General features: G+C 43.1%; 21 protein-coding genes. 18 read left to right on the top strand and 3 right to left on the bottom strand.

Annotated features, from left to right (window positions below; genetic code table 11):
* Nucleotides 1-144 precede the first annotated feature (144 nt).
* The 12 genes from ACT3TH_RS03880 (at nucleotide 145) to lpxC (ending at nucleotide 15,916) form a co-directional block, all read left to right on the top strand.
* A complete protein-coding gene (locus ACT3TH_RS03880) occupies nucleotides 145-2,238 on the top strand; it encodes an Lnb N-terminal periplasmic domain-containing protein (protein WP_444754539.1) in 2,094 nt (697 codons plus the stop codon).
* A 41-nt stretch (nucleotides 2,239-2,279) separates the two neighbouring features.
* A complete protein-coding gene (locus tag ACT3TH_RS03875; RefSeq protein WP_444754538.1) occupies nucleotides 2,280-3,119 on the top strand; it encodes an SDR family oxidoreductase in 840 nt (279 codons plus the stop codon).
* Between the two features lie 62 nt (nucleotides 3,120-3,181).
* The gene (locus ACT3TH_RS03870; RefSeq protein ID WP_444754537.1) at nucleotides 3,182-4,180 is read left to right on the top strand and encodes a hypothetical protein; all 999 of its coding nucleotides are present in this window, start codon (nucleotides 3,182-3,184) and stop codon (nucleotides 4,178-4,180) included.
* Nucleotides 4,181-4,241: 61 nt separating this feature from the next.
* Entirely contained in the window at nucleotides 4,242-4,955 is a 714-nt protein-coding gene (gene pyrE / locus ACT3TH_RS03865; protein ID WP_444754536.1) for an orotate phosphoribosyltransferase, read from the top strand.
* A 250-nt stretch (nucleotides 4,956-5,205) separates the two neighbouring features.
* Complete coding sequence (gshB, locus tag ACT3TH_RS03860; protein WP_444754535.1) at nucleotides 5,206-6,177, top strand: glutathione synthase; 972 nt, start codon at nucleotides 5,206-5,208, stop codon at nucleotides 6,175-6,177.
* Nucleotides 6,178-6,587: 410 nt separating this feature from the next.
* A complete protein-coding gene (murG, locus tag ACT3TH_RS03855; RefSeq protein WP_444754534.1) occupies nucleotides 6,588-7,673 on the top strand; it encodes an undecaprenyldiphospho-muramoylpentapeptide beta-N-acetylglucosaminyltransferase in 1,086 nt (361 codons plus the stop codon).
* Nucleotides 7,674-7,773: 100 nt separating this feature from the next.
* On the top strand, nucleotides 7,774-9,213 hold the full coding sequence (gene murC / locus ACT3TH_RS03850; protein WP_444754533.1) for a UDP-N-acetylmuramate--L-alanine ligase: 1,440 nt from the start codon (nucleotides 7,774-7,776) through the stop codon (nucleotides 9,211-9,213).
* 77 nt (nucleotides 9,214-9,290) lie between these two features.
* Nucleotides 9,291-10,256 carry a D-alanine--D-alanine ligase gene (locus ACT3TH_RS03845; RefSeq protein WP_444754707.1) on the top strand — a complete coding sequence of 322 codons (966 nt, stop codon included), beginning with the start codon at nucleotides 9,291-9,293 and terminating at the stop codon, nucleotides 10,254-10,256.
* Nucleotides 10,257-10,761: 505 nt separating this feature from the next.
* Nucleotides 10,762-11,562, top strand: a complete 801-nt coding sequence (locus tag ACT3TH_RS03840; RefSeq protein ID WP_444754532.1) for a cell division protein FtsQ/DivIB — start codon at nucleotides 10,762-10,764, stop codon at nucleotides 11,560-11,562.
* Between the two features lie 114 nt (nucleotides 11,563-11,676).
* Nucleotides 11,677-13,017 (top strand): cell division protein FtsA, encoded by a 1,341-nt coding sequence (ftsA, locus tag ACT3TH_RS03835; RefSeq protein ID WP_444754531.1) that lies wholly within the window; start codon nucleotides 11,677-11,679, stop codon nucleotides 13,015-13,017.
* Between the two features lie 257 nt (nucleotides 13,018-13,274).
* Nucleotides 13,275-14,474: a cell division protein FtsZ gene (ftsZ, locus tag ACT3TH_RS03830; RefSeq protein WP_444754530.1), complete on the top strand. Its 1,200-nt coding sequence runs from the start codon at nucleotides 13,275-13,277 to the stop codon at nucleotides 14,472-14,474.
* A 524-nt stretch (nucleotides 14,475-14,998) separates the two neighbouring features.
* Nucleotides 14,999-15,916: a UDP-3-O-acyl-N-acetylglucosamine deacetylase gene (lpxC, locus tag ACT3TH_RS03825; RefSeq protein WP_444754529.1), complete on the top strand. Its 918-nt coding sequence runs from the start codon at nucleotides 14,999-15,001 to the stop codon at nucleotides 15,914-15,916.
* A gap of 298 nt (nucleotides 15,917-16,214) precedes the next feature.
* Here lpxC and ACT3TH_RS03820 read toward each other — a convergent pair whose 3' ends face one another.
* On the bottom strand, nucleotides 16,215-16,730 hold the full coding sequence (locus ACT3TH_RS03820; RefSeq protein ID WP_444754528.1) for a hypothetical protein: 516 nt from the start codon (nucleotides 16,728-16,730) through the stop codon (nucleotides 16,215-16,217).
* A 244-nt stretch (nucleotides 16,731-16,974) separates the two neighbouring features.
* Between ACT3TH_RS03820 and ACT3TH_RS03815 the strand changes: the two genes are divergently transcribed.
* Entirely contained in the window at nucleotides 16,975-17,703 is a 729-nt protein-coding gene (locus ACT3TH_RS03815; RefSeq protein WP_444754527.1) for a CHAP domain-containing protein, read from the top strand.
* Nucleotides 17,704-17,867: 164 nt separating this feature from the next.
* Here ACT3TH_RS03815 and ACT3TH_RS03810 read toward each other — a convergent pair whose 3' ends face one another.
* Both ACT3TH_RS03810 and ACT3TH_RS03805 read right to left on the bottom strand, forming a co-directional pair.
* Nucleotides 17,868-18,587 (bottom strand): hypothetical protein, encoded by a 720-nt coding sequence (locus ACT3TH_RS03810; RefSeq protein ID WP_444754526.1) that lies wholly within the window; start codon nucleotides 18,585-18,587, stop codon nucleotides 17,868-17,870.
* Nucleotides 18,588-18,814: 227 nt separating this feature from the next.
* Nucleotides 18,815-19,126, bottom strand: coding sequence for a YhbY family RNA-binding protein (locus ACT3TH_RS03805; RefSeq protein WP_444754525.1), 312 nt, complete (start codon nucleotides 19,124-19,126; stop codon nucleotides 18,815-18,817).
* A gap of 361 nt (nucleotides 19,127-19,487) precedes the next feature.
* Between ACT3TH_RS03805 and ACT3TH_RS03800 the strand changes: the two genes are divergently transcribed.
* The 5 genes from ACT3TH_RS03800 (at nucleotide 19,488) to ACT3TH_RS03780 (ending at nucleotide 24,617) form a co-directional block, all read left to right on the top strand.
* Nucleotides 19,488-20,120: an RlmE family RNA methyltransferase gene (locus tag ACT3TH_RS03800; protein ID WP_444754524.1), complete on the top strand. Its 633-nt coding sequence runs from the start codon at nucleotides 19,488-19,490 to the stop codon at nucleotides 20,118-20,120.
* Between the two features lie 416 nt (nucleotides 20,121-20,536).
* Nucleotides 20,537-22,429: an ATP-dependent zinc metalloprotease FtsH gene (ftsH, locus tag ACT3TH_RS03795; protein ID WP_444754523.1), complete on the top strand. Its 1,893-nt coding sequence runs from the start codon at nucleotides 20,537-20,539 to the stop codon at nucleotides 22,427-22,429.
* Between the two features lie 169 nt (nucleotides 22,430-22,598).
* Nucleotides 22,599-23,495: a dihydropteroate synthase gene (folP, locus tag ACT3TH_RS03790; RefSeq protein ID WP_444754522.1), complete on the top strand. Its 897-nt coding sequence runs from the start codon at nucleotides 22,599-22,601 to the stop codon at nucleotides 23,493-23,495.
* Nucleotides 23,496-23,772: 277 nt separating this feature from the next.
* The gene (locus ACT3TH_RS03785) at nucleotides 23,773-24,054 is read left to right on the top strand and encodes an FAD assembly factor SdhE (protein ID WP_444754521.1); all 282 of its coding nucleotides are present in this window, start codon (nucleotides 23,773-23,775) and stop codon (nucleotides 24,052-24,054) included.
* A gap of 104 nt (nucleotides 24,055-24,158) precedes the next feature.
* Nucleotides 24,159-24,617: a hypothetical protein gene (locus tag ACT3TH_RS03780; RefSeq protein WP_444754520.1), complete on the top strand. Its 459-nt coding sequence runs from the start codon at nucleotides 24,159-24,161 to the stop codon at nucleotides 24,615-24,617.
* Nucleotides 24,618-24,627: the final 10 nt, after the last annotated feature.

Genomic DNA, 24,627 nt, shown 5'->3' with positions numbered 1-24,627 from the left:
TGACCTACCGATTGAAACAGTCTGGATTGTAGATGTTTTTTAACAGGTTTACGTTAATGATCCCGCCGACAGTGGTAGTTAGCTGTTAGCCAGCCCCTCATCGCGCAATCAGCGTGTGAACAATAACGTGCGAGGTTTTACCCCATGTCTATAAAGCCTATCTCTTTATTGGTAGATTGTACCTTAACCACTGTTGGTCAGCGCGCGCGTTTGCCACTTGCTATTGCAGGCTTGCTACTCTCTGCTCAATCGCAGGCTTTTTTACCGACACCGTTATCGGTAGTGGTAACCGATGAAACAGTACCGACGTCGCAAGTTGCTGCCACTGCTCGCGCCGCATCGGACAATCGTGTTCAAACCCAGATCCAAGACATCGAAAATATCACGGCTGACCAGTTATTGGTCAAATGGCGTGAACAAGTCAAAACAGAGAATCTCGCCCAGCACACGACATGGCGACGTTTATTGTATTTTATCGACGATCAAAAAAATGTGTTTGGAAAAAATAAAAACACCAGTGTCGTGGATGATCCTAATTTCTTTTTGAGTGAAAAGGGTCATCAAGATTCAGGTGCAGAGCTTGATATGATGCTCGTCGCTCTCGCAGACAAACTTGCGATGCCAGTTAGTAGTAACGCTGTTCAAGCAAATTCTGCATTGTGCCGTTTTCCAGCACGCGTCCAGTGGCTGACTGAGCAGTTGGATATTGATCAGGCCACTGTGCAAGTTGACTGTCCAGAGCTTGATGAGTGGACGCAAAAACTCGCGCCGGAACAGCTGTCGATTATGTTTGCACAAGAGTATTTGGACAATCCTACATCAGCCTTCGCTCATACTTTACTACGTATTGATTCAAAAGCGAGTGTGGCTGATCCCAGCAAAATTCATCATGCCTATGCACTCAACTACACAGTGGGCGGCGATCCGTCAGACAGTTTTCCAGTATATGCCGTCAAATCTATGATTGGCGGCTATGATAACGCTATCGAAATAGATCCTTACCCAGCGAGGTTCGCAAAATACCTACAAGACGATGAGCGTGATGCATGGACGTATCAGTTGGATTTGACGCCAAGCGAGGTACAACAAATCATCAGGCATGTTTGGGAAACCAAAGATCTAAAGATGCCTTATTATTTTGCCACAGACAACTGTGCTTCTGAGATTTTACGATTAATTGACGTGGTACGTCCGCAGCAGCATCTACTCAGCCAGCTTCCTTATGTCGTCATTCCATCAGATGTTGTGCAGCTATTGAATAATGAGAGCTTACTTGCCAGCACTACTTATACGCCTGCTGATAGCACGTTGCGTCAAGCACAGCTCAATGAGATTAATCAGCAGCATGATCAATTGGGCTATCACAATAGCGCCAAACAGACCTTTAATGAAGTTAAATCGGCGCAGCTGAATCCTGTATCGAGTATGTCTGCCGACGGTAAGACATTACTAGAGCCTTCTATTATGCCTTCGGATAACAATCCAATAGACAGACATCCATTGCAACTTGGTCATATCGGTATCGGTCAACGCGGTGATAACAACTATATCGATGTTGGAATAAGGGCGGGCTATCATGATACGCTCGATCGTCCTTCAGGGTTCCCCCAGTTTTTTGATTTAGAAGGGGCTTCTGCGACCTTACGCTTTTATGACAAAGACAATAATAGTGACAATCAGCAAAACAGTGTGGTCTTACAGAATTTCACCTTGATACGTGGACGCTCTTTTAATCCCATCAATTCCGCCAAAAAAGGCAAAACGTGGGGCGCGGCAATAGAGGCAACGCGCGTTAATGATGGCTCGCAGCAAGAAAGCGACGATCATCTGGTCGGTAGTTTGGGTTACGAGACAGGTTGGTCGTGGGCGTTCGGTACGCCTAGAGCAAACACGGGTGAGATGCCGCCGCAGTTATGCTATACCTTTTTGTCAGGAACGGCGCAAACAGGACGAGGACTCAATAAGGGCTTTCGCGTGGGTACAGGTATGAACGTAGGATGCCGTTATCAGATTAACAATCAGTTACGCGCGCAGGCTGAATTGCAACTGCCTTATTGGTATCATGGCAGCAGCGATGAGCCTGATGTTCGCGGGCATTACTGGCAGCCGATATCGACTTTGGGTCTACAGTACGACATTGATAAAAAACAGGCGTTGCGCCTTAATGCTAGTTACGAGTGGCAAGAGCGCGTCGATGCCAATGACGATGTACAGTTATCGTATAGACGATACTTTTAGACAGTCAGCTTTTAAACGTTTGATAAAAGTAGGATAGCAGTATGAGTATTCAGAAATTCCTGATTGTGGGTCAAGGTGATATCGGTTTACCAGTGGCCAATAAGCTCGCAGAGAACAACCTCAGCGTTACGGGGCTGGCGCGTGGCACGCGTCAGCAGTACGTTTTAAATGATAAAGCGGCTTTTATGCAAGCGGATGCGTTGACGCTTAGTGCGGAGCAATTGCAAGGCTTTACTCATATTGCGATTATTGTGACGCCTGATGAGTATTCTACCAGTGGGTATCATGGCAGTTATTTGGCGATTGATCAGCATTTTGCCGAGCTTGCTAGCCAGTTAACCAAGCTTGAACGTATCGTGTTTATTTCATCAACGGGTGTTTATGGACAAGATAGTGGCGAGTGGATTGATGAAGATACTGTACCTGTCACGCCTGAACGCGAAGCCTCAAAAATCATATTGCAGGCAGAACAAGCATTACAACGGGGGTTTGGTGAGCGCACCACTATTATTCGTCCGAGCGGCATTTATGGACGCGAGCGTCTGATGCGTGTGCGTAAAGTTAAAGAGCAAGAAAAAGAGCCAATAGCAGCCGCGCATTGGAGCAATCGTATTATGGATCGCGATTTGGTCAATATTATTGCCAGCGTCTTGACCTGCGATGCACCAAAAGCTATGTATTTGGCGACCGACTATGCGCCCGTCACCACCTTTGAGCTGACCACATGGCTGAGCAAAGCGCTCGATGAAACGCCTCCGACTATCGATCATACAAAGACTGCTGTGACCGGAAAACGCTTACACAGCAACATTCCATTAGCTTGGCTGGATTATCCTGATTGGCAAGTGGGTTATCACGATATTTTACACCATCAAGACTAAACCAGACCCGATATAACCATTCGATTTGCTTCGTTCTATATTTTACCAATTATGGAGATTTCATGACTCAGCCTTCTACTTCTGACAGTCGCTTACCCAGTACTAACTTTATGGCGGTAGGCGATAGACTTGCAGAAGGCCATGCTGAGATGTCATCTGCTTTGTCTGATAATCAGCAGCCAGCAATCGTGCATCCCAATTTTGATCCCAATCAGTCACCTATAGATCCTGCTCGGCCGCTGACAGATATCCCAGAGCCACTGCGGCGATTAAATGGTCAATTGCGCAGGCTGTATGGTAATTCAGTACGGTTCTATCAGCCCACAAAAGACGACCTATCAAAATGGGCACTGATTGCTTCGGAGGCTTTGTCCGAGCATTTATCGTTATTGCAAGCCGCGCAACTTATCGAGTTGCCAGACAGCTTTTATCAAAATCACAGCGAGCAGTCATTATTAACACCATTACATGACATGACTTTATTGGATATGGCAGATATACATGAAGCGCTTCGTGCTTATCCAAAACTGCATCGTTATGGCTTTACGCATGCCGATGAACCAGCACAAGCCATCAATAGTGATAGTAAGCTTGCTAAAAATACGCAAGCATCCCTGCGCGCATTGACCAAGCGTTTTAATCCCGATGAGTTGTTGAGCAGTCTTTATGCAGATGACTGGCAAGTGCTTTTACAGCCGCAAACGTTTGAGTGGGGCGAGGGCAGCTTGGCCACTGACATTATGGCGTGTAGCGCCGCCGTCTATGCATTGAAGCAATGCAGTACGCGTAAAAGCATCAATGACCGTTATAGTGCTGAGCAACTCTGTCAGCATGTACGCAGCTATGTGCTCAGTCAAGTTGTCCTTGAACCCTCGCAGCGTCATGCTTACCGTCAGATACGAGTTTTTGCAGGGCATGTCATTGTTGCCGCTCATCATTTGGGCTGGGAGATACAAGTGCGTACTGACGGTCAGTGCTATTTTAATGTGTCATCGCGCAGTGGATTATTGACTCGTTATCCCAATATGCAAGATTATGACATCAATGGTTGGTCAAGCTGACCAGTAATGCGTACAATAATGCAAATTTTTTGCCCGTCACTTTGCTAATAGGAATGCCATCATGCCTAACATTCAACACGCTCAAACCGCAGATTTCTCATCTCATGCTTTTATTCAACTGGCTTTGGACAATCAAGTTCTAAAATTCGGTGAGTTTGTCCTCAAGTCTGGCCGTATCAGTCCGTATTTTTTCAATGCAGGTCTGCTTGCCACCGGTGAGATGTTGTCATTACTAGCACGTGGTTATGCGGATGCATTGGCTGAACAAATAAGTACTGAACAAGTAAGTGCGGCGAATAGTGGCACACAAGAGCTGGTTATCTTTGGTGCAGCTTACAAAGGCATTCCCTTCGTAGCAGCAACGGCGCAAGCGTTGTGGCTGCATCACGGTATCAATGCCAAATGGGGTTACAATCGTAAAGAAGCCAAAACCCATGGTGAAGGCGGTAATTTGGTAGGCGCTGATGTCAATGGCAAAGCGGTCTGGGTACTTGATGATGTGATTACAGCTGGCACTGCCATGCGTGAAGTGGTCGAGATTTTAGAACAAGCAGGAGCGAGCGTTGCTGGTATTATCGTTGCCCTTGACCGTAAAGAAAAAGGTCAAGCTGAGCATTCTGCCATCCAAGAGCTTGCCACAACACTACAAGTACCCGTGCGCGCGTTGGTCGATATCGATGATTTGATCAGTTACCTAGCAGACGAAACAAGCCTGCATAAAGATGCAACCCAACTTGCAAAAATGCAGCATTACCGTGAGCAGTACGGCGTATAGTTTGTTGTAGACCGTTTTTTATAAGCGATGCCTTCAGACGGAACAATATCCTTTGATTGAGTCGCTTGTATTTATCAATTTATAATATAGTCGATACTCAATAAAATGGATACGCGAGATTATAATAGCTGACTGGTACAAATTTTTCTTGCTTGCTGTTCCTACGGCGACAGAGGCGACAAAAATTTATCCCAGTCATACTGACTCCTTTTTATATTGACCTGACTATACAACGTAAGTGAGCCTTACCATGAGTGAAGAAAATCAAAAAAAATCCTTAAACATTCTTATTATTATGGATCCTATCGAGCGGGTTAATTATAAGAAAGATACCACTTTAGCAATGATGTGGGCCGCTCAAGATCGCGGACATAGCCTAGGTTACTGTCAGATCCATGATTTGTGGTTGGACCGTGGACAGTTAATGGTCGACACGCAGACTGTGACAGTAAAGCGTGATCCTAAGGATTTTTATACGTTAGGTGATAAATCAACGGGTTCGGTTAGCGACTACGACGTGATTTTAATGCGCAAAGATCCGCCGTTTGATATGCGCTTTATTTATTCTACTTATATGCTTAATCATGCCAAAGCAGCGGGCGTATTGGTCGTCAATGATCCACAAGCGATTCGAGATTGCAATGAGAAACTATTTGCCACTTGGTTTAGCGACTATATGAGCCCAACAATAGTGACCAGTAAACAGGCACATATTCGTAAGTTTATCACTGAGCAGCAAGATGTTATCGTTAAGCCACTAGATGGTATGGGCGGTACAGGTATCTTTCGTTTGACGGCTGACAGCCCTAATATTGGGGTGACGCTTGAGATGTTAACGGAGCTTGAAACCTTACCCATTATGGCGCAGCGTTATTTGCCAGAGATTAAGGAAGGCGATAAGCGTGTGCTAATCGTCGATGGCGTCGTCGTTGATTACAGCTTGGCTCGTATTCCAAGCAAAGGTGAGACACGTGGGAATCTGGCCGCTGGTGGTAGTGGTGTGGCTATGCCTTTGACCGATATCGAACGTCAAGTGGCAGAAGTCGTTGCACCAATTGTTAAAGAAAAAGGCCTGATGTTCGTTGGTTTAGATCTAATCGGTGGCCGTATTACTGAGATCAATGTTACCAGTCCGACTTGCGTACGCGAGATTGATGATCAGTGCGGCACAGACATCGCGACAGACTTTATTATGGCCATTGAAAATAAGCTGGCGATTTAGGCAAAGACCAAGCTAGACAAAGGCAAAGTTTGAAAAGACCAAGTTTGAAAAAGACTGAGCTTGAGCAAGCCTGCAACGATAAAGCAAGATATGGCTAAACGACACGCACAATGATGAAAAATCCGTGTGCTAAGATATACCACTAAAATGCGCTATTTGAAGCAAAGTTAAAAATTAACAACATCGTTAAGATCTAGATTTTAAGTATGTTTCATAGTAATTATCAAAGCCAAGTCGCGATTGCTCACGGCTTGGATTTTTGTTATTGACGATGCATAAAAGGCTGTATATCCGCCAACGATTTACTCTATACTATGCGGGCTTTTACAGGGTCGTTATTCGTCAATGTATAAAAGGGTTATGGGACAATAAGTCTTTAATATCAATACAGAAAAGGTAGGCAGGCGTTCATGAAAACACCGCACATACTAATGATGGCTGCTGGTACAGGCGGGCACGTGTTCCCAGCTTTGGCAGTTAGCGAAGAGTTGACCCAACGCGGTGCGGTTATTCATTGGTTAGGAACGCCAAACGGGATGGAAAACGGCTTGGTCGAACCGACTGGTTATACGTTTCATGCTATCGATATGCAAGGGCTGCGTGGTAAAGGAGTTGGACGCTTATTGAAACTACCCATGACGCTCTTGTCAGCTACAATGGCGGCTGTCAAAATCATTCGTAGCAATCAGATCGATGTGGTTGTCGGCTTCGGCGGTTATGTGACAGCGCCTGGCGGTATTGCAGCACGCCTTACCAAAACCCCGCTCATTATTCATGAGCAAAATGCCATTGCTGGCATGAGTAATCGCTACTTGTCAAAAATGGCAACCAAAGTGTTGCAAGCGTTCGAGCATACCTTTGCTCATAGCGAACTTGATAAAAAGATTGAAACTGTGGGCAATCCTGTACGCAACACCATTACAGGTGTCGTTGAACCTTCAGCTCGCTATGATGTGAATGACAACTCACCGCTTAAGTTGCTGGTCGTTGGCGGCTCACTTGGTGCGCAAGCATTAAATGATACGGTGCCAAAGGCGCTTGCATTAATAGAGCGTCCTTTTGAAGTGCGTCACCAGTGTGGGCGCAACAATGAGGCCGCGACGCAGGCCGCTTATGATGCCGAAGAATTGAGTCTGCATAAGTGTGCAGTACAGCCCTTTATTGAAGATATGGCTGCTGCTTATAATTGGGCCGATATCATCGTGTGCCGTGCTGGTGCATTAACGGTGACTGAAATTCAAAACGTCGGTATTGCGGCTATTTTTGTCCCATTGCCACACGCCGTTGATGATCACCAAACAGCCAATGCGCGCACATTAACCATGCATGATGCCGCGATTTTATTGCCGCAGTCTGAGCTGACCCCGCAGCGTTTAAGTAATGAGCTTGGTGCCCTTGATCGCCGTACTTGCCTAGAGATGGCAAAAAAAGGTCATGCCCTTGCCAATCGCGGTGCCAGCAAACACGTTGCCGACATCATTTGGCAAACTCTATAACTTATATTTTTTGTCGTTGATGGTTGTTATCATCCACTATTTTGATTCACCAGATTTTATTCGCCTTTAACTTATTCGCCCTTAATGAAGAGAAACTCTTATGTCTACCTCTGCAAAAGCCCTACCCAAGCGTTTGATTGAAATACCAGAAATGCGCCGTATTCAGCATTTGCATTTTATTGGTATTGGCGGCTCGGGTATGTGCGGCATTGCAGAGGTCATGAACAACCAAGGCTATCAGGTCAGTGGCTCCGACATTGTTGATAGCGTGGTTACTCGTCGTCTAGAGCAGATTGGCATTAAGATATCAATCGGCCATGACTCTAAAAACATTGCCAATGCAGATGTTATTGTCGTGTCGTCAGCAATTGATCGTAGCAATCCTGAAGTAAAAGCTGCGCTCGAAGCACGTTTGCCAGTCGTGCGCCGTGCGGATATGCTTGGTGAGTTGATGCGCTATCGTCATGGGATTGCTGTTGCGGGTGCTCACGGTAAGACGACAACGACCAGTCTCTTGACCACAATGATGGCAGAAGGACAGCTTGATCCTACGTATGTAATTGGCGGTAAGTTAAACGCATCTGGCAAAAATGCTGCGCTTGGTAGTAGTCGTTTTTTGGTAGCAGAAGCGGATGAATCTGATGCGTCTTTTTTATCATTACGCCCGATGGCAGCAATTGTAACCAACATCGATCAAGATCATATGGAAACTTATGGAAATAGCTTTGATCAATTAAAAGCCGCTTACATTCAGTTTTTACACAATATGCCGTTTTATGGCTTAGCAGTGGTCTGCGGTGATGATCCAGACTTATATGCCATGATTGACGATATCGGTCGTCCAGTACTCACTTTTGGTCTAGAGCCATTTAACGATGTTCAAGGCGTCGATTTGGTAGCAGAAGGCACAAAAACGCACTTTACCGTATTGCGCCGTGACCGCGACCCTTTACGTCTCACGCTAAACATCCCAGGTACTCATAATGTTTATAATGCACTTGCTGCTATTACTATGGCGACTGATGAAGGCGTAGATGATGAGGCAATCAAACGCGCTCTACAGAAGTTTCAAGGAGTAGGGCGCCGTTTTGAACAACATGCGTCTGTGGATATTGATGATGGTAATGTATTATTGATTGATGATTATGGTCATCATCCAAAAGAGGTAGATGCCACCATCAAAGCGGCGCGCCAAAGCTTCCCTGATCGCCGTTTGGTCATGTTGTTTCAGCCTCATCGTTACAGCCGCACACGTGACTGCTTCGATGATTTCGTCGAAGTATTGTCAAGCGTCGATGAGCTGTTACTATTAGAGGTATATTCGGCAGGTGAAAGTCCGATCGCAGGTGCTGACACCAAAGCATTGGCACGCAGTATTCGCGTGCGCGGCGAAGTTGAGCCGACGATTATCAATAAAGATAACCTTGCGCCCGTTATGCAGCGTTTATTACAGGCTAATGACATGCTCATTACCCAAGGTGCTGGTAATGTGGGACAGATATCTCTCGATTTGGCCGCTAACAACCTTTATATCCAGTAAGCCAAAAGACTTCTTATTTTAGACTTCTAGGAACCATGCTCATGACGACAAATAACGTTAATAAAGCGATTGATGATATGAAAACCAGCACTGTTCAGGACGCGTCGTTAGATAAGACGACCAGTGATGTAAAAGATGCTGGTCAGTTTGGTAAGGTCGCCGTCGTCTATGGCGGTAGTAGTAATGAGCGCAGCGTGTCTTTGGACAGTGGCGCAGCAGTATTGCAAGCGCTCCAAAACCAAGGCGTCGATGCGACTCATTTTGATCCTAAGGATCAAGATATCACTGAGCTGCGTGCTTATGATCGCGTGTTTAACGTGTTACATGGTCGCGGCGGCGAGGATGGTTTACTACAGGGTGTATTGCAATGGTTTAATATACCGCAGACAGGGTCAGGGGTTTTGGCCTCTGCATTAGGTATGGATAAAGTACGTACCAAGCAGTTATGGCAAGGCTGTGGTTTGTCGACGGCGCCGTTTTCTCTACTGACAGCGGATACTGATTGGCAACAGGTGGTGAATACGCTTGGACTGCCGCTGATTATTAAGCCTGTTCATGAAGGCTCTAGCATTGGCATGACAAAGGTCAATCATCTCGACGAGCTGCCTGCTGCTTATGCGACAGCAGTGCAGTGCGGTGACGCAGTGATGGCTGAGCGTTGGATTACAGGGCGTGAATTTACGATTGTCATTATTGACGATGAAGCCTATCCTGTTATTCGCCTTGAACCTGCTGACATCACCAATTTCTATGATTTTGATGCCAAATACAATCGCAACGATACCAGCTACTATATCCCATGTGGTTTGAATGAAGCAGATGAAAAGCATTTGCAAGCTTTGAGCCTTGCTGCTTTCCGTGCCGTTGATGCAAAAGGATGGGGACGTATTGATGCCATGCAAGATGAAGCAGGCAACTTCTGGCTACTTGAGATTAACACCGTACCAGGTATGACCAGCCACAGTTTGGTTCCGATGGCTGCCAAGGCACGAGGTATGGACTTTGAAACGTTATGCTGGCACATTTTAGCGCAGACGTTGTAGTTATTTTCTAAAAATAACTGTCTTAGTCTTTAGACAATCATCTTTTACTGCCACTTGTTTGGTGACGTTATCTCTAAGCTAACTGAGGAAATAAGTGGTAAACCTGATAGATAGCTAAATTTAGCTTATCTTCATGATAAAGGGATAATAGGCACTTAGCGTAAGCCAATGTATCGCTAGAGCTGCTATACCACAGCGTCGTGTAAACTTGTGTAAATTCACTGTCACTACGCGGTGTTAGGCTATTGTTTAACCATAAAATACGTTAATATTGTAATTATAGGTCTGTTTTGGTGATATTTATGTTTTTTATGAATACTGTTCATAAGTTATTCATACACCAAGAAAAATGTTACGTTTAAATGTAGAGAACCACATCATTTAACGCGTTTTAGCCAAAGACTTTGATAATATGTCAGCCCAATAAGCGCCTGCAAAAAATTTGCAGATTCACATCAATAACCAGCATGATACGTTTTGTGCAAATATAGAGGCAAAGGTCGTTATGGCTCAAACTGTCAACGAAGTAACTGACTTGATGAGTGATAAAACCCGTCGCCCAGATTCTAAATTCCAAGTACCGACTGCGGTCAAATATTTTTTTATGGTATTGGTATTAGGGTTGCTTGTGCTGATATTGGTTATGGGCGGCAAAGCGTTACGTGATGCGCCTCCTGCTGCCATTTATGTCAGCAATCAAGGTTTGACAGCGACTGAATATCGCTCATTACAGCAGGTTATGAACCAGCAAAAGGTAAGCAGTTTTTTTACCTCCGATTTGCAAGCATTGAGAGACATTGCTACGGGTCTGGCTTGGGTAGATCAGGTAAGTGTCTCTCGTGATTGGCAGCGCGGTATTGTAGTGACTGCGCTACCCAAACAAGCGGTGGCCAATTTTGGTACAGAACGTTTGGTTGATGCAAAAGGAGTTGTTTTTATTCCTGCAGATACCAATGATTTGACGCAAGAACACTTCGCCACCTTACAAGGTGAAATTACCCAAGCGCCTGTTATTATGCAACAGATGCAGCAAGTCAATGATTGGTATGCGCCGCTTGGTATGCAAGTTGACGATATTATCTTATCGCCAAGAATGACATGGTTGATTCGTTTTGATAACGGGCTACGTGTCATTGTCGACAATGAAAATACCGCGCAAAAGCTGCTGAATTTGAGCCAGCTACTTGGCAATCAATTGAATAACCGTCGAAACGATATACAGTCTGTAGATTTGCGTTATAAGAATGGCTTTACGATTGCTTGGAATGCGACCCAACCAGTGAGTGATGAATCGCCGCAGTTATAAACTGTCGTAATCACAATTAGGCGCATGTAGAGTTTTGGTTTGGGCAGTTCTGATAGCATGTAGTAAGAAATATACAACCTCTTAGCGTATTGATAGCGCTTTTTTAATGATTTAATGGGAACATCACTTGGTTTCCCGTTTAGCAATAATTTGTCTGGTAACATGAAAAATACTGAAAATCTGGTTGTTGTCCATCTAAGTGCCACGGCAGTGTATGTCGTTATTGGCAATGTTGTCTCTGCAAAAGACATTCGTATCCTAGGCGTGGGGCAAGTTAAAAACAGCGACTTTTATCAAGGCCAAATCAAGCACCGTGAACGTCTGCAAGGTGCTATCAGACAGGCGATTCAGGAAGCGGAAGATACGGCTAACTGCCGTGTACATAGTGTGTGGTTGACGCTCGCTGCGCCTGAGTTGTCTAGCAAAAATAGTGCAGGTGAAGTACGAGTTGAAGATGATGTCGTTCGAGCCCAAGATATGGTTCAGGCTTTGTCTAATGCCAAATCTCGGGATCTATCACCAGACTATTATTTGATGCATTGCTGTCAGCAAGGTATTTATGTTGATGATCAAGACTTTATGGTTGATGATGCAATCGAGATGATGGCGCACAATATCACTGTGATGTATCACATGATGATGATGCCGGTCTCTAGTCGTCAGAATATCCAAAAATTATTACAAAGTTGTGATGTTGGTATTGATCATATTGTATTTGACGCTGTGACCAGTGCTGAATACAGTTTAATGAGCGACGAGCGTCAGCAAGGTGTCTGCTTGGTAGATATCGGTGCTAGTACAACCAGTTTGTGTGTGTATAAAGAAAATAAGCTGATTTTTACGCATTGTATTGCGACGGGCAGTCATGAAGTCACCATGGATATTTCGGCAGACTTTGGCATTTCAATGATTGAAGCTGAAAAGCTTAAAAAGACTCATGGTACGGTAGACGTCAATAGCGTTGATCCAAGCTCATTTTTTCTGTTCAAGCCTCAAGGCTCCAATGATGAGATTAATATCGGCGTCTATAATCTAGCACGCATTATTGAAGCGCGTTATGTCCAGATATTCACTGAGGTTGCTCGTCAATTGCATGATGCTGATTTAATAGGCTACATTGATAAAGGGATTGTATTGACGGGTGGCGGTAGTGTGATCAAGGGCATGATACCTTTTGCCAAAAAACTGCTCAAAATGCCAGTAGTACTGACCAACACGCATCCTGCAATCAGTGCTTACAACCATTTCGATAATGATGAATCTTTTAGACAGCTTAATATTCAAGTAAACGATCGTGCTTATCAGACTGCATTTGGCACATTATTGTATAGTCAAAGCGAGCAGTTCCGCCGTAGTGAAAAAAGTGAGCCTGAAGCGATACAAAAAAATCGAGTCACAGGTGTTTTTCAAAGCGCAGGACAACGTTTTGCTAGTGTGCTGAAAAAAATATTGTAGTGTTGTTTTAGAAGATATCTAAATATTTAGAAGATTGGCCCCTTGCAAAAGTAACCGCATGATTTGATTTGAAAATGAAGTAATATTGAAAGCAATACGCTGATCGGCGATGACATATTTTGTCGAAACTGAACTGTTTAAGCCATATCCCTGTTTTATTTAAATACATTTATATATATAGTGTGTCGATAGCGCGCTTTGAGAGTGCGCTACCACGTATCGACCATTACGCTATTTGCAACTGGAGAATCTTTTTTATGTCAAAATACACCATGCCAGATGATAACCAGCTTCAAAATAACGGCCAAGCGAGCTTCACTGTATTCGGTGTGGGCGGTGGTGGCGGTAATGCGGTTGAGCATATGGTACAACAAGGAATTCGAGGTGTAACGTTTGTCTGCGCTAATACGGATAAACAAGCGCTTGATCGTTTGACCGCTCCGCACAAACTACAGCTTGGCGCAAAAACAAATCGTGGTCTAGGTGCAGGTGCCAATCCAGAAGTTGGACGTGAAGCAGCAGAGAGCGAAGAAGATGCAATCCGTGCCTTACTCGAACATTCAGACATGGTTTTCATTACCGCAGGTATGGGTGGTGGTACGGGTACTGGTGCAGCGCCAGTGGTTGCTCGTATTGCAAAGGAAATGGAAGTATTGACAGTAGCAGTAGTGACCACACCTTTTAAGTTTGAAGGCGGCAAACGTATCAAAGCTGCCAAAGCTGGTATTGAACAGCTTACCAACTTCGTTGACTCTATTATTACTATTCCAAATGATAAGTTGATGAGCGTTTATGGCAACATCTCTATGCAAGATGCCTTCAAAAAAGCGGACGATGTTTTATTACATGCCGTGCAAGGCATTGCAGAAACGATTGCTAGTGAAGGTATGATCAATATTGATTTTAACGATATCCGTACTGCTATGACCGCTAAAGGTCATGCCATGATGGGTATTGGCCGTGCAAGTGGTGACGATCGCGCGCGTCAAGCGACCGAAAAAGCCATCAGATCGCCATTACTTGACGATCTTCGCTTAGAAAACGCCAAAGGCTTATTGGTTAACGTGATTTCATCTGAGTCGTTGTCATTAGATGAGATGAGTAAAATCAGCGTAATCGTTGAAGAAATCACTGACATCGATGATGCTCATATTTTCTATGGTTCTGTGATTGATGAAAAAATGGGCGATGACTTGCACGTAACGGTTATTGCAACTGGTCTGACGTTAGATGAAAACGCAGGTCAAGAGCCAGAAGCAGTCGAGCAGCCAGTTCCCTCTGTAAATAGCACGCAACCTGTTGATCCGAACGTACATACCAGCGCATTGAACAGTCAAAAGCAATCGCAAGCTCAAATGTACCAAGAAAGTGCAGCACGCTCAAACGCACCTCAAGAGCAGCCTAAGACCAAAACCAATAGTATTCAAGACTACCTCAAGCGTCAACAAAACAAATAGTGATAAAATAAGTAGCTTATATAGCTAGGTAAAATTAAAAAAAGCCAGCGCTAAGTCGCTGGCTTTTTCGTGTTTGTACCATTGGCAAAGAGCAAAAGATAGCCGTTTACTCATCACTTCACTGTTATAAATTTCTATCCTTATTATGTGCTTGCTATATAAAACTCTAAAAAATCTACTTTGATCATATTGTATTTTTTAAAGTCTATTTTTTAAAAGGACATCAATTACAGGTAAAACTCATCCATCTACAAAGCAATGTATAGGTATGAATGGCTTATATGTTCTACGCAAATTGTTACTAAATTTTCTTATAAAATGCTTATACCTCGCAAAATGTTTCGAGATTTATGCATATACACAATGATAATAAAGCCGCTAAAACGTAATGATTCTCGTAACGAAATGACGATAAGTGTTATCAATCAAGGAGATAAGAAAATTAAAGAGTTTTAACTCTAGCGAAATGTAGGCAGGTAATGATACACTATGGCAATTGTAACAAAATATGTGAGAAAACAGCCATGAACCAAAGAACCCTAAAAACTGCGATTGCTATTACAGGTACTGGTCTCCATAGTGGTCAGCCTGTTGACTTAGAGTTTCATCCACAGCCAGTGGATACTGGTATTGTTTTCGAGCGTTCTGATATCGAAGGCAGTCAACCAATCCCAGCCAGCGCCTTCTTAGTGCAAGACACTATGATGTCCTCGAATTTAGTATTTGGGGGCACACGAGTCGGCACTGTTGAGCATTTACTAAGTGCCATTGCTGGACTTGGAGTAGACAACCTTTTGATTCGTGTCTCTGCTTCAGAGATACCAATTATGGATGGTAGTGCAGCGCCTTTCGTTAGCCTTTTATTAGACGCAGGTCTTTGTGAGCAAGAAGCGGCAAAGAAATTTATTAAAATTGTTAGACCTGTGCGCGTAAAGGTAGAAGATAAGTGGGCAGAACTGCGTCCTTATGAAGGATTTGAGCTAAACTTCGAAATTGATTTTGATCATCCTGCTATCGACAAAAATTTTCAGCATGCACAATTGCAGTTTTCTACACAAAACTTCATTGAGCAACTAAGTTCGGCACGTACTTTTGGCTTTTTGCGTGATATCGAGTATATGCGTCAAAACAACTTGGCGTTAGGTGGCAGCATGGACAATGCGATTGTCATTGATGAAGCCAATATTCTTAATGAAGAAGGCTTGCGTTTCAATGATGAGTTCGTTCGTCATAAGATTTTGGATGCGTTAGGAGACTTATATCTGATTGGCTATCCAATTTTGGGTCGTTTTAATGCCTATAAATCTGGTCACGCCTTAAACAATTTGCTAGTGCGTGAGATACTATCTAACCGCGATAACTTTGAAATTGTAACTTTTGATGACAATGTAACTTGTCCAATTAAGTATTTACCTTTAGAAGGTTTGGCTGTTGAAGGATAAATACAGGAATATACACGAAGTATCGAAACATTTACGCAATATTACATGATCCGGTTATAATTACATTTTTATAATATTCTCATTTTTGAATGTAAGGCTAAGATTATGTTAATCGTTATCGCCTAGAGTAGAGACCGCAAAAGCTGTAGAAGATTATTAAATCATCTGTTAGTAACGTTCATAGTTTGAACAGTGCCAACAGATGATTTTTTTTGTTTGTAACATTACAAAATCCCAGCGTTATTTTGAATATTTCCTGTTTTTATTTACATAAACTTACATTGTAACATTATCGTTTTCAGGAATTTAACAAGCGCAAAAGAGCCTTTTTGAGATTTTCATCAGTGGTGACATGCTCTGCGGCCTGTGATATAGTCCGCTTTGTGTTTTGGCTAAGAGCTTGATTTTCATTGGCTTGGAGAGTCTTTGATTTGATTGCTGATAACGATGATGATTGTTCAATCAAGCGATTATCGGCTGAAGTTTTGGCCACTACGACGCGAATTTGTTTGAGTTGTTTAAATGTAATTGACTGCTCTGTTAAAACTCGCAAGTAAGCACTTTGTAAATAGCGGATATGATTAGCAGCTGTTATAGAGCCTACACTGAGTATGAGTTGCTCAGAGGTAAAGCCTACAACCCAACAGGTATTAAGGATTTCCTCAGGTAGACAATCTACCAGTAGCTCTTTTACCTCATTGGTCATTTTTATATATAGCCGCATATTTTCAGCAAGAGTTTGAGGTAGCGCACTACCAGCAAAAGCTTGATGATCAATAAGCTGAGCGAGCCGATTAGGCTGTTTTTTTGACATCGTAGTGACTCATCTAATAGGTGACACATCGATATTCATAACAAACATGCTAAAAGCGATGTATAGCAAACGATTTACGAGATATTTGACTGATGATGTTATCAGTGTCAGTCAATGTAGAAGAAAGAGCGGGCTGTTGTAACAAGGATTTTATCATGTTTATTTCATGATTATATCCTCTAAATTAATTGATGCTTTGTCACGGATGACGAGCGGTCTTGTATTAACAATAGGTAGTAAATTTATGAAACAAGCTTTATTGCTTTTATCAGTATTGGGAATGGGTGTAGCACAGACGAGTGGTGCTGTCGAAACGACCTTTCAACCGAATAATAACTTGAGTCATACCATCACAAATATTTCTACTTCTGCGAACTACGGTTCTAGTCGCAACATTTATAGCACTAACAGCGGCGCTCACGTCTATAGTAATGATGAGATCAGTCAAGCGATTGATAATTTGAGTGCCCATGCCAAGCAAAAAGAATATCAGCTTGCATCGTTAACCAGTCGCTTGTCTTATGAGCAACGTCAGCAGCAAGCCAGCCGTACTCCTGACAGATACTCTGCTCCTGCTATTGCAGCAGCCAGCGCATCACGAGTAGCGCTATCTAGAAGCACTGGCTATTGCGCCCGCTATGTGCGTAAAGCATTACAAGCAGCCGGTTACGAATTTACGCCTAATGCATCAGCTTATCAGTACGCCTCACGTGGCACTCTTGCCCAAGCAGGCTTCAGCAAAATTAGCAATGATACGCAGCCTCAAGTTGGTGATGTCGTTGTTTTTAACCGTACCTCAAGCCGTCCACATGGTCATATCCAAATCTTTGATGGCAACAGCTGGGTATCTGACTTCCGTCAAAGCAGCATCAATCCATACAGTGGCGCTCACAGCTATACCACATGGCGTGATTCGCAATATGTTGATGACGCATCAGACCGCGGTATCTATCTTGCTATGGCAGATAAATAATAATCAGTTAAACGATTTCTTAAGTAACCTTTTTCTCCAAACTCAGTAATGCTCTTTTGACATTACTGAGTTTTTTTTGCCTAAAATAGTAAGATTTATTAAAAGTACAATAAAGCTGAATTCGGTTCTTATTAATGACTGAACTAATAAACCCATCAATAGGGCTAGTACTTAAATCTAGACCAATAGCCACGATTATGGAAGTCAGGCGGCGAAGCATGGCTTGATGCAAAATACAAAGATATTTTGCCAACATTTAAAATAACACAAGGATGTATGTACTCAAGCCTAGTGTGATTAACAGCGTATTGTTGGTCAGACAGTTGAGTCAAGAGCACACCAAAGCGCCGCTCATAACTAGAAGCTGGTGATGATTCGCTAAATAAAGGCACGTCGATTGCTGAGCTTTGTTGTATAAAATTGTCACTCCAATGAACACACATACGTGTGTGCCCATCTGCTTGGTACAAAGGGGTAGGCGGTAGTGTGGCTGGATTACGATAGCCCTCAAACTGATAAAGTGCATAACGTCCATCTGGATTGGCGTTGATTTCTATGTAAGACGCTGTATGGTCAACAGTGGCCATATCGTCACAACTCACAGGACTACCTGCGATAAAGCATTCAAGGCAAGTCTCTTCCCACAAGTAATCAGAAAAACCCACTTGCGTTGGTTGCCACGCCGGCCAGTTGAGCTGGCGGCTTAAAAGTGGTGTCGGTAGTCTAACGCGATAAGTGAGCTGCAAGTGCAGTGCTGGCTGCTGCACAATGTCAGCACTTACATGGACACAAATCTGCTCTAATTCATCCACAGTCACGCCCAGCTGCTGTGCATCACTCTCTATTGATGCAGTGGCCATGCGAAGAGTAAATGTTTGGCTCATGATTTGATTACCCTTAAGAGTAATAAAGAAAAAGTATATTTGCCTGTCATTAAAAATGACAAAGTAGGTCAATCTATATAAGTAGGCAAGATAAAAGCCGCGAGCAGTTTGCAGCGCGGCTTCTGTGTAGTATCGTAACTATTTAACGGACAGATTGACGGACAGACAATTTAACTAAATGATAAGTGATTGTATCAAGTTACTTAAACAAAGCATGTCGTTACAGATTACTGTGCGTGACGTGCTAGGTTAGACAGTTTTGGATTGGCATTCGGGTTTTGACGTAATAACAATGCCATACGGCCAATTGAATGAATCAAAGAAGCGTTTGCCGCTTTTGCAAGCTCCGCACCAATGACATCACGCTCTTCTTTGGTACCTGCAGGCAACTTTACTTTAATAAGTTCATGATCTGATAAAGCACGATCAATCTCTTCTGTGATTGTCGACGTAATACCTTTATTGCCAATCATAACAATAGGTTTAAGCTCGTGACCAATGCCACGTAGGCGTTTGATTGTAGCGTTGTCGAGTTCCATAAAATTTCCAAATGTTTGTAAAAATAAAAGATGATGCTATCAAAAGCAGTTAATGACTATTATAGATAATCTGAGGACATCTTGCATGAGATCAGTAGGATTTTGCACGATTTTACGTGATGAAAATGTTAAACTGAATGTTTGGTCACATTATAAACGCTACTGCTTTATAAAGCAGTGTTTTCACCCATAGAATTTGGCCATTTTAAGATTAAAACATGGATCAGCCGTCTTATTGAGACATATTTAAAATCATTGAGCCCATATTCAACGTATTTAACGAAAAAGATCACTGTTTAGTCAGCATACTATCTAATCAATAGATAGTAGTGATATTGGCGAAGTGAGAGGAGCAGGTATTTTGGCCACGCGTATTGAAAACAAAAAATTGTCAAAAAGTAGCAGTGCTTGGATGAAAGAGCACATTGACGATCATTATGTACAAAAGGCACAAAAAGATGGCTACCGTGCTCGTGCCGCTTATAAGTTATTAGAAATTAATGAAAAGACCAACTTGATTAAAAAAGGTATGACGGTTGTAGATTTGGGTAGTGCACCCGGCAGCTGGTCGCAAGTAGCAAGCAATCTGGTAGGCGAAAAGGGTGTATTGATTGCTTCTGATATCTTACCGATGGATGCACTTGCCGATGTCACCTTTATTCAAGGGGATTTTCGCGAAGCAGAGGTGTTCGACGCTATCATGGCAGAGGTTGGTGATAGACAAGTCGATGTAGTGTTATCTGATATGGCACCTAACACTGCAGGCAACAGCGCTATCGATCAGCCACGAATGATGTATTTATGCGAGCTGGCGGTGGATTTTGCTTTGGCAACCTTACCACAAGGTGGCGCGCTTATTATGAAAGTGTTTCAGGGCGAAGGTATGCAAGAATTACGCAAGCAGATGCAGAACGATTTTAGTAAAATCCGTAGTATCAAACCTGGCGCTTCTAGGCCTCGGTCAAAAGAGATGTTTTGGATTGCTATTAAATAGTATTCTTATCAACAAGTTGTTGTCATTCTAAGTGAGACGGTACGCCATTATTCAATGTATTTTTCAACGTTTTAAAACCGCTACAATCGTTAACTGAATAAAAGCGAAACTTGCTTGAATTATGCAAGTTAGCACCACATATCATGGTATATTAACTTTGTTTCAAGCATATGTTTTAGACAAAGTCGTCTGATAATAAGCGTTTAATACGCTCATTTATGATAGATTTATATGTCATGAACATTGATAACTTGTCGAAAAAGAGTTTATGCGACTTTTAAGTCCTTTGGGTCTGAGTCTCAAGTTTTTATATCGATATCTTTATCAAAAAGACATATTTATCGAAAATGAGTCATACGTTTATAGACGTCACGTGTTTAGTAAACACACCAATAAGTAAGGGATGGGAATAACTAGTGAGCGACATGGTAAAAAATACCTTATTGTGGCTGGTGGTAATCGGCGTTTTGGTGCTGGTGTTTAGCGGCTTTGATCAATCATCTGAGCCGGATAGCCTTAACTACTCTGAATTTGTGACCGCTGTGTCAGAAAAACAAGTAGCCAGTGTTGAAATCGATGGCGAGCAAATCACCGGCGAAAAGAAAAATGGTTCATCTTTTGAGACCATCAGACCAGCTGTGACAGATGATCAGCTGATGCCAATGCTGCGTGAGAACCAAGTCGAAGTTCAAGGAACGGCACCGAAGCGTCAAAGCGTATTGATGCAACTGTTGATAGCCAGTTTCCCAATTCTATTGATTATTGGTCTGTTTTTATTCTTCATGCGTAATATGCAAGGTGGCGCTGGTGGTAAAGGCGGTGGTCCTATGAGCTTTGGCAAATCAAAAGCCAAAATGCTGACCGAAGACCAAATCAAAGTCAATTTTGAAGATGTGGCTGGTTGTGAAGAAGCCAAAGAGGAAGTGGTCGAAGTAGTGGATTTCTTACGCGATCCCGATAAATTTACCAAACTGGGTGCAACGATTCCACGTGGTATTTTGATGGTAGGTCCACCAGGTACGGGTAAAACACTACTAGCAAGAGCCATCGCTGGTGAAGCCAAAGTACCTTTCTTCTCAATTTCAGGTTCTGATTTTGTAGAGATGTTCGTGGGTGTTGGTGCTTCACGTGTACGTGACATGTTTGAACAAGCAAAGAAAAGCGCTCCTTGTATCATCTTTATTGATGAGATTGATGCGGTCGGTCGTCATCGTGGTTCCGGTACGGGCGGTGGCAATGATGAACGTGAGCAGACATTGAACCAGTTATTGGTAGAGATGGACGGTTTTGAAGGTAATGAAGGCGTCATCATCATTGCTGCGACTAACCGTGCTGATGTACTTGATAAAGCCTTATTACGTCCTGGTCGTTTTGACCGTCAAGTACAAGTAGGTTTACCAGATATCAAAGGCCGTGAGCAAATATTGAAAGTGCATTTGAGAAAATTGCCAAATACAATTGGTGTAGATGCAAGCTCACTTGCCCGAGGCACTCCTGGATTCAGTGGCGCGCAGCTTGCTAACCTTGTCAACGAAGCTGCATTGTTTGCGGCCCGTCGTAACAAGACTAGCGTCGATATGAATGATTTTGAAGATGCAAAAGATAAGCTATACATGGGTCCTGAACGCAAATCGATGGTGATACGCGAAGAAGAACGCCGTGCTACCGCTTATCATGAAGCAGGTCATGCGTTGGTCGCTGAGTTGCTGCCGGGTACGGATCCTGTGCATAAAGTTACTATTATGCCGCGTGGTTTTGCCCTTGGTGTCACATGGCAGCTGCCAGAGCATGATCAAACCAGTATGTATAAATCAAAAATGCTGAGTGACATCGCTATTTTGTTCGGTGGTCGTATCGCTGAAGAAGTCTTTATTAGTCAGATGTCCACAGGCGCTTCAAACGATTTTGAACGTGCAACCAAAATGGCGCGAGCCATGGTAACCAAATATGGTATGTCGGATGCGCTTGGTATCATGGTCTATGAAGATGATGATAGTTCGCAAGGCTACTTTGGTGGTAGTCGTACGATTTCAGAAGCCACGCAGCAGAAGGTCGATGATGAAGTACGCCGTATGTTAGAAGAGCAGTATGATATCGCGCGTGAATTGATTGAAGGCAATCAAGAGAAAATGCATGCAATGGTTGAAGCGTTAATGAAATGGGAAACCATTGATCGTGATCAGCTACAGGATATCTTGGCAGGTGAAGCGCCTCGTCCACCAAGAGTGTATCAGCATAACGAAGTTAATCTATCAAAGGGTGATGTAAAAACCTCTGGTTCAATACCGCCACCATTACCAGCGATGTAATTTGCTAGTAACTAATGATTAATAAAAAGAGCCCTTTTTAATAAAGGGCTTTTTTGTGGTCAGATTTTATGAAGGGGTTTAGGACTGAGTAAGATTTACTGGTATCATTGGCTTAATAAAAAATACGCTTTAAACCTATTTTAGAAAATATATTTATAATGGATTGATAATGTCTCTATTTCAGCCACTACCTAAATACAAGATATCAAGTCGTAACAAGACCTTAGATTTATCCAAGCCTCATGTAATGGGCATACTTAATGTAACACCAGATTCATTTTCAGATGGTGGTCAATTTACTGCTATTGATAAGGCAGTCGCTCATTGTCAGAAAATGATGCAAGAAGGTGCGACCATAATCGATATTGGTGGTGAATCTACTCGCCCAAATGCGGACACGGTGGCGACTCGCGATGAGGTACAGCGTGTCGTGCCAGTGGTGCGCTCGATCAGGGAACATTGTGGTAATGATATTTGGTTGTCTATTGATACCAGTAACCCAGCAGTGATGCAAGCAGCATTTGAAGCTGGTGCCGACATTTGGAACGATGTGCGAGCGCTCAAACGCGAGGGCGCCGTCGCGTTGGCAGCCAAGCTTAATATACCTGTTATGCTCATGCACATGCGCGGTGAGCCTACCACGATGAATGGTCTTGCGCAATATAACAATGTGGTAAGTGACGTACGCTCAGAACTGATTGCGCGTATTGAGAACGTAACCAATCTTGGTGTTAAGGCCGAAAAGATAATTATCGATCCAGGCTTTGGTTTTGCTAAAAATTATGATCATCATTGTGCTCTGTTAAGCCAACTTAATGAGTTGCAAACCCTTGGATTGCCGATGATGTTTGGTATTTCACGCAAGCGCTTTTTGGCGGAAATATTGACCAATAGTGGCGTTGCAACAGTAGCGACAACTCAAGCAGTAGAGCGTGATGCAGTGGGCACGGCTGCGGGAGTTTTTGCACTACAGCAGGGCGCGTGTATCATCCGCACACACAATGTGCCTATGATGCAGCAGGCAGTGGCCTTGTGGAGTCAATTGTCTGAGTATACTCAACTCTAGTATCACTGCCTGATGCCCGACACTAAAGTCCGAGATTATAAATATTTATATAATCTATTTTATAATCCCCACTCTATAACCCAAACCTAATGAACACGATATAGTCGATTCTAAATAAAACAGATGCATTATATTCCAACGCTGAACTGGTATAAATTTTTCTGGCTTGCTGTGCCTTCGCAGACAGAGGCGGCGAAAAATTCATTCCAGTCCCGCTGTATCGTTTTTATACTGAGCTCACTATACCAAAATTATCCAAATGAATGAGAAACCCTTTATGAACATCATCGCTCAACCAGAACCAACCAATGAACAGCGCCGTATTATTTACCAAGCACGCCGTGGGTTAAAAGAATTGGATTTTTATATTGACCCTTATGTAAAAGAGTTATATTTAACAGCAGACCCTGCTGAGCAAGAAACATTTGCCCAAATGCTGACTCACGAAGACCCTGATTTATTGGATTATTTTACCAATCAAAATCGTCCAGAAGATGAGGCCATATGGTCATTGGTCAATAAAATTAAAATGTGGCGTCACACCAAAGATTTGGTTTAAGAGTGTGCTGTAAGTTTAGCCATAAACAGTAATAGACTGATGCAAAATGGGCAGTTTTGAATGTTTTGATTGGTACATGTTTTAATATTTTCTTTGGCGTGCTTATGACTCTAGCAACTTCCTTACGCATTGATACGGCAATTGGGCCTACCAGTTACTTGCGTTTGCTGTTATATAGCGGGTCAACCTGTGTGATGGTGTTACTGGCATGGATTGCTTCTTTAGTATTATGGCAGTATGTGCTTGTTTTTATAGTTGCTACAGCGGTAACCGTTTATTTGATGCTATCACGACCAATACCGCTGCATCTCAGTCAGCCGCCACTCAGTCATCGTATTGATAAACACTGGCAATTATTGGTTCGGACGGGACGCGGCGATGAGCTATGGCAAGCAGAATTAAAGGCTGTTCATGGCTATCGATGGATGATGAGCATTGAGTTCGCTATCATAGAGCCTTATCGGCGGTCTTTATCAGTGATCATATTTCGCGATCAAGTAAGCGCCAATCAATGGCGAGAGCTGTGTATTTTAGCCAATGTCGGCTCTGATAAATCTATATAAACCATGGTTT

The sequence above is a fragment of the Psychrobacter sp. AOP22-C1-C5 genome (genome assembly GCF_052378885.1).
In the GTDB taxonomy this organism is placed as follows: domain Bacteria; phylum Pseudomonadota; class Gammaproteobacteria; order Pseudomonadales; family Moraxellaceae; genus Psychrobacter.
Note: the sequence above shows the minus strand (reverse complement) of the source record. Positions and strands in the feature narration are given on the sequence as shown.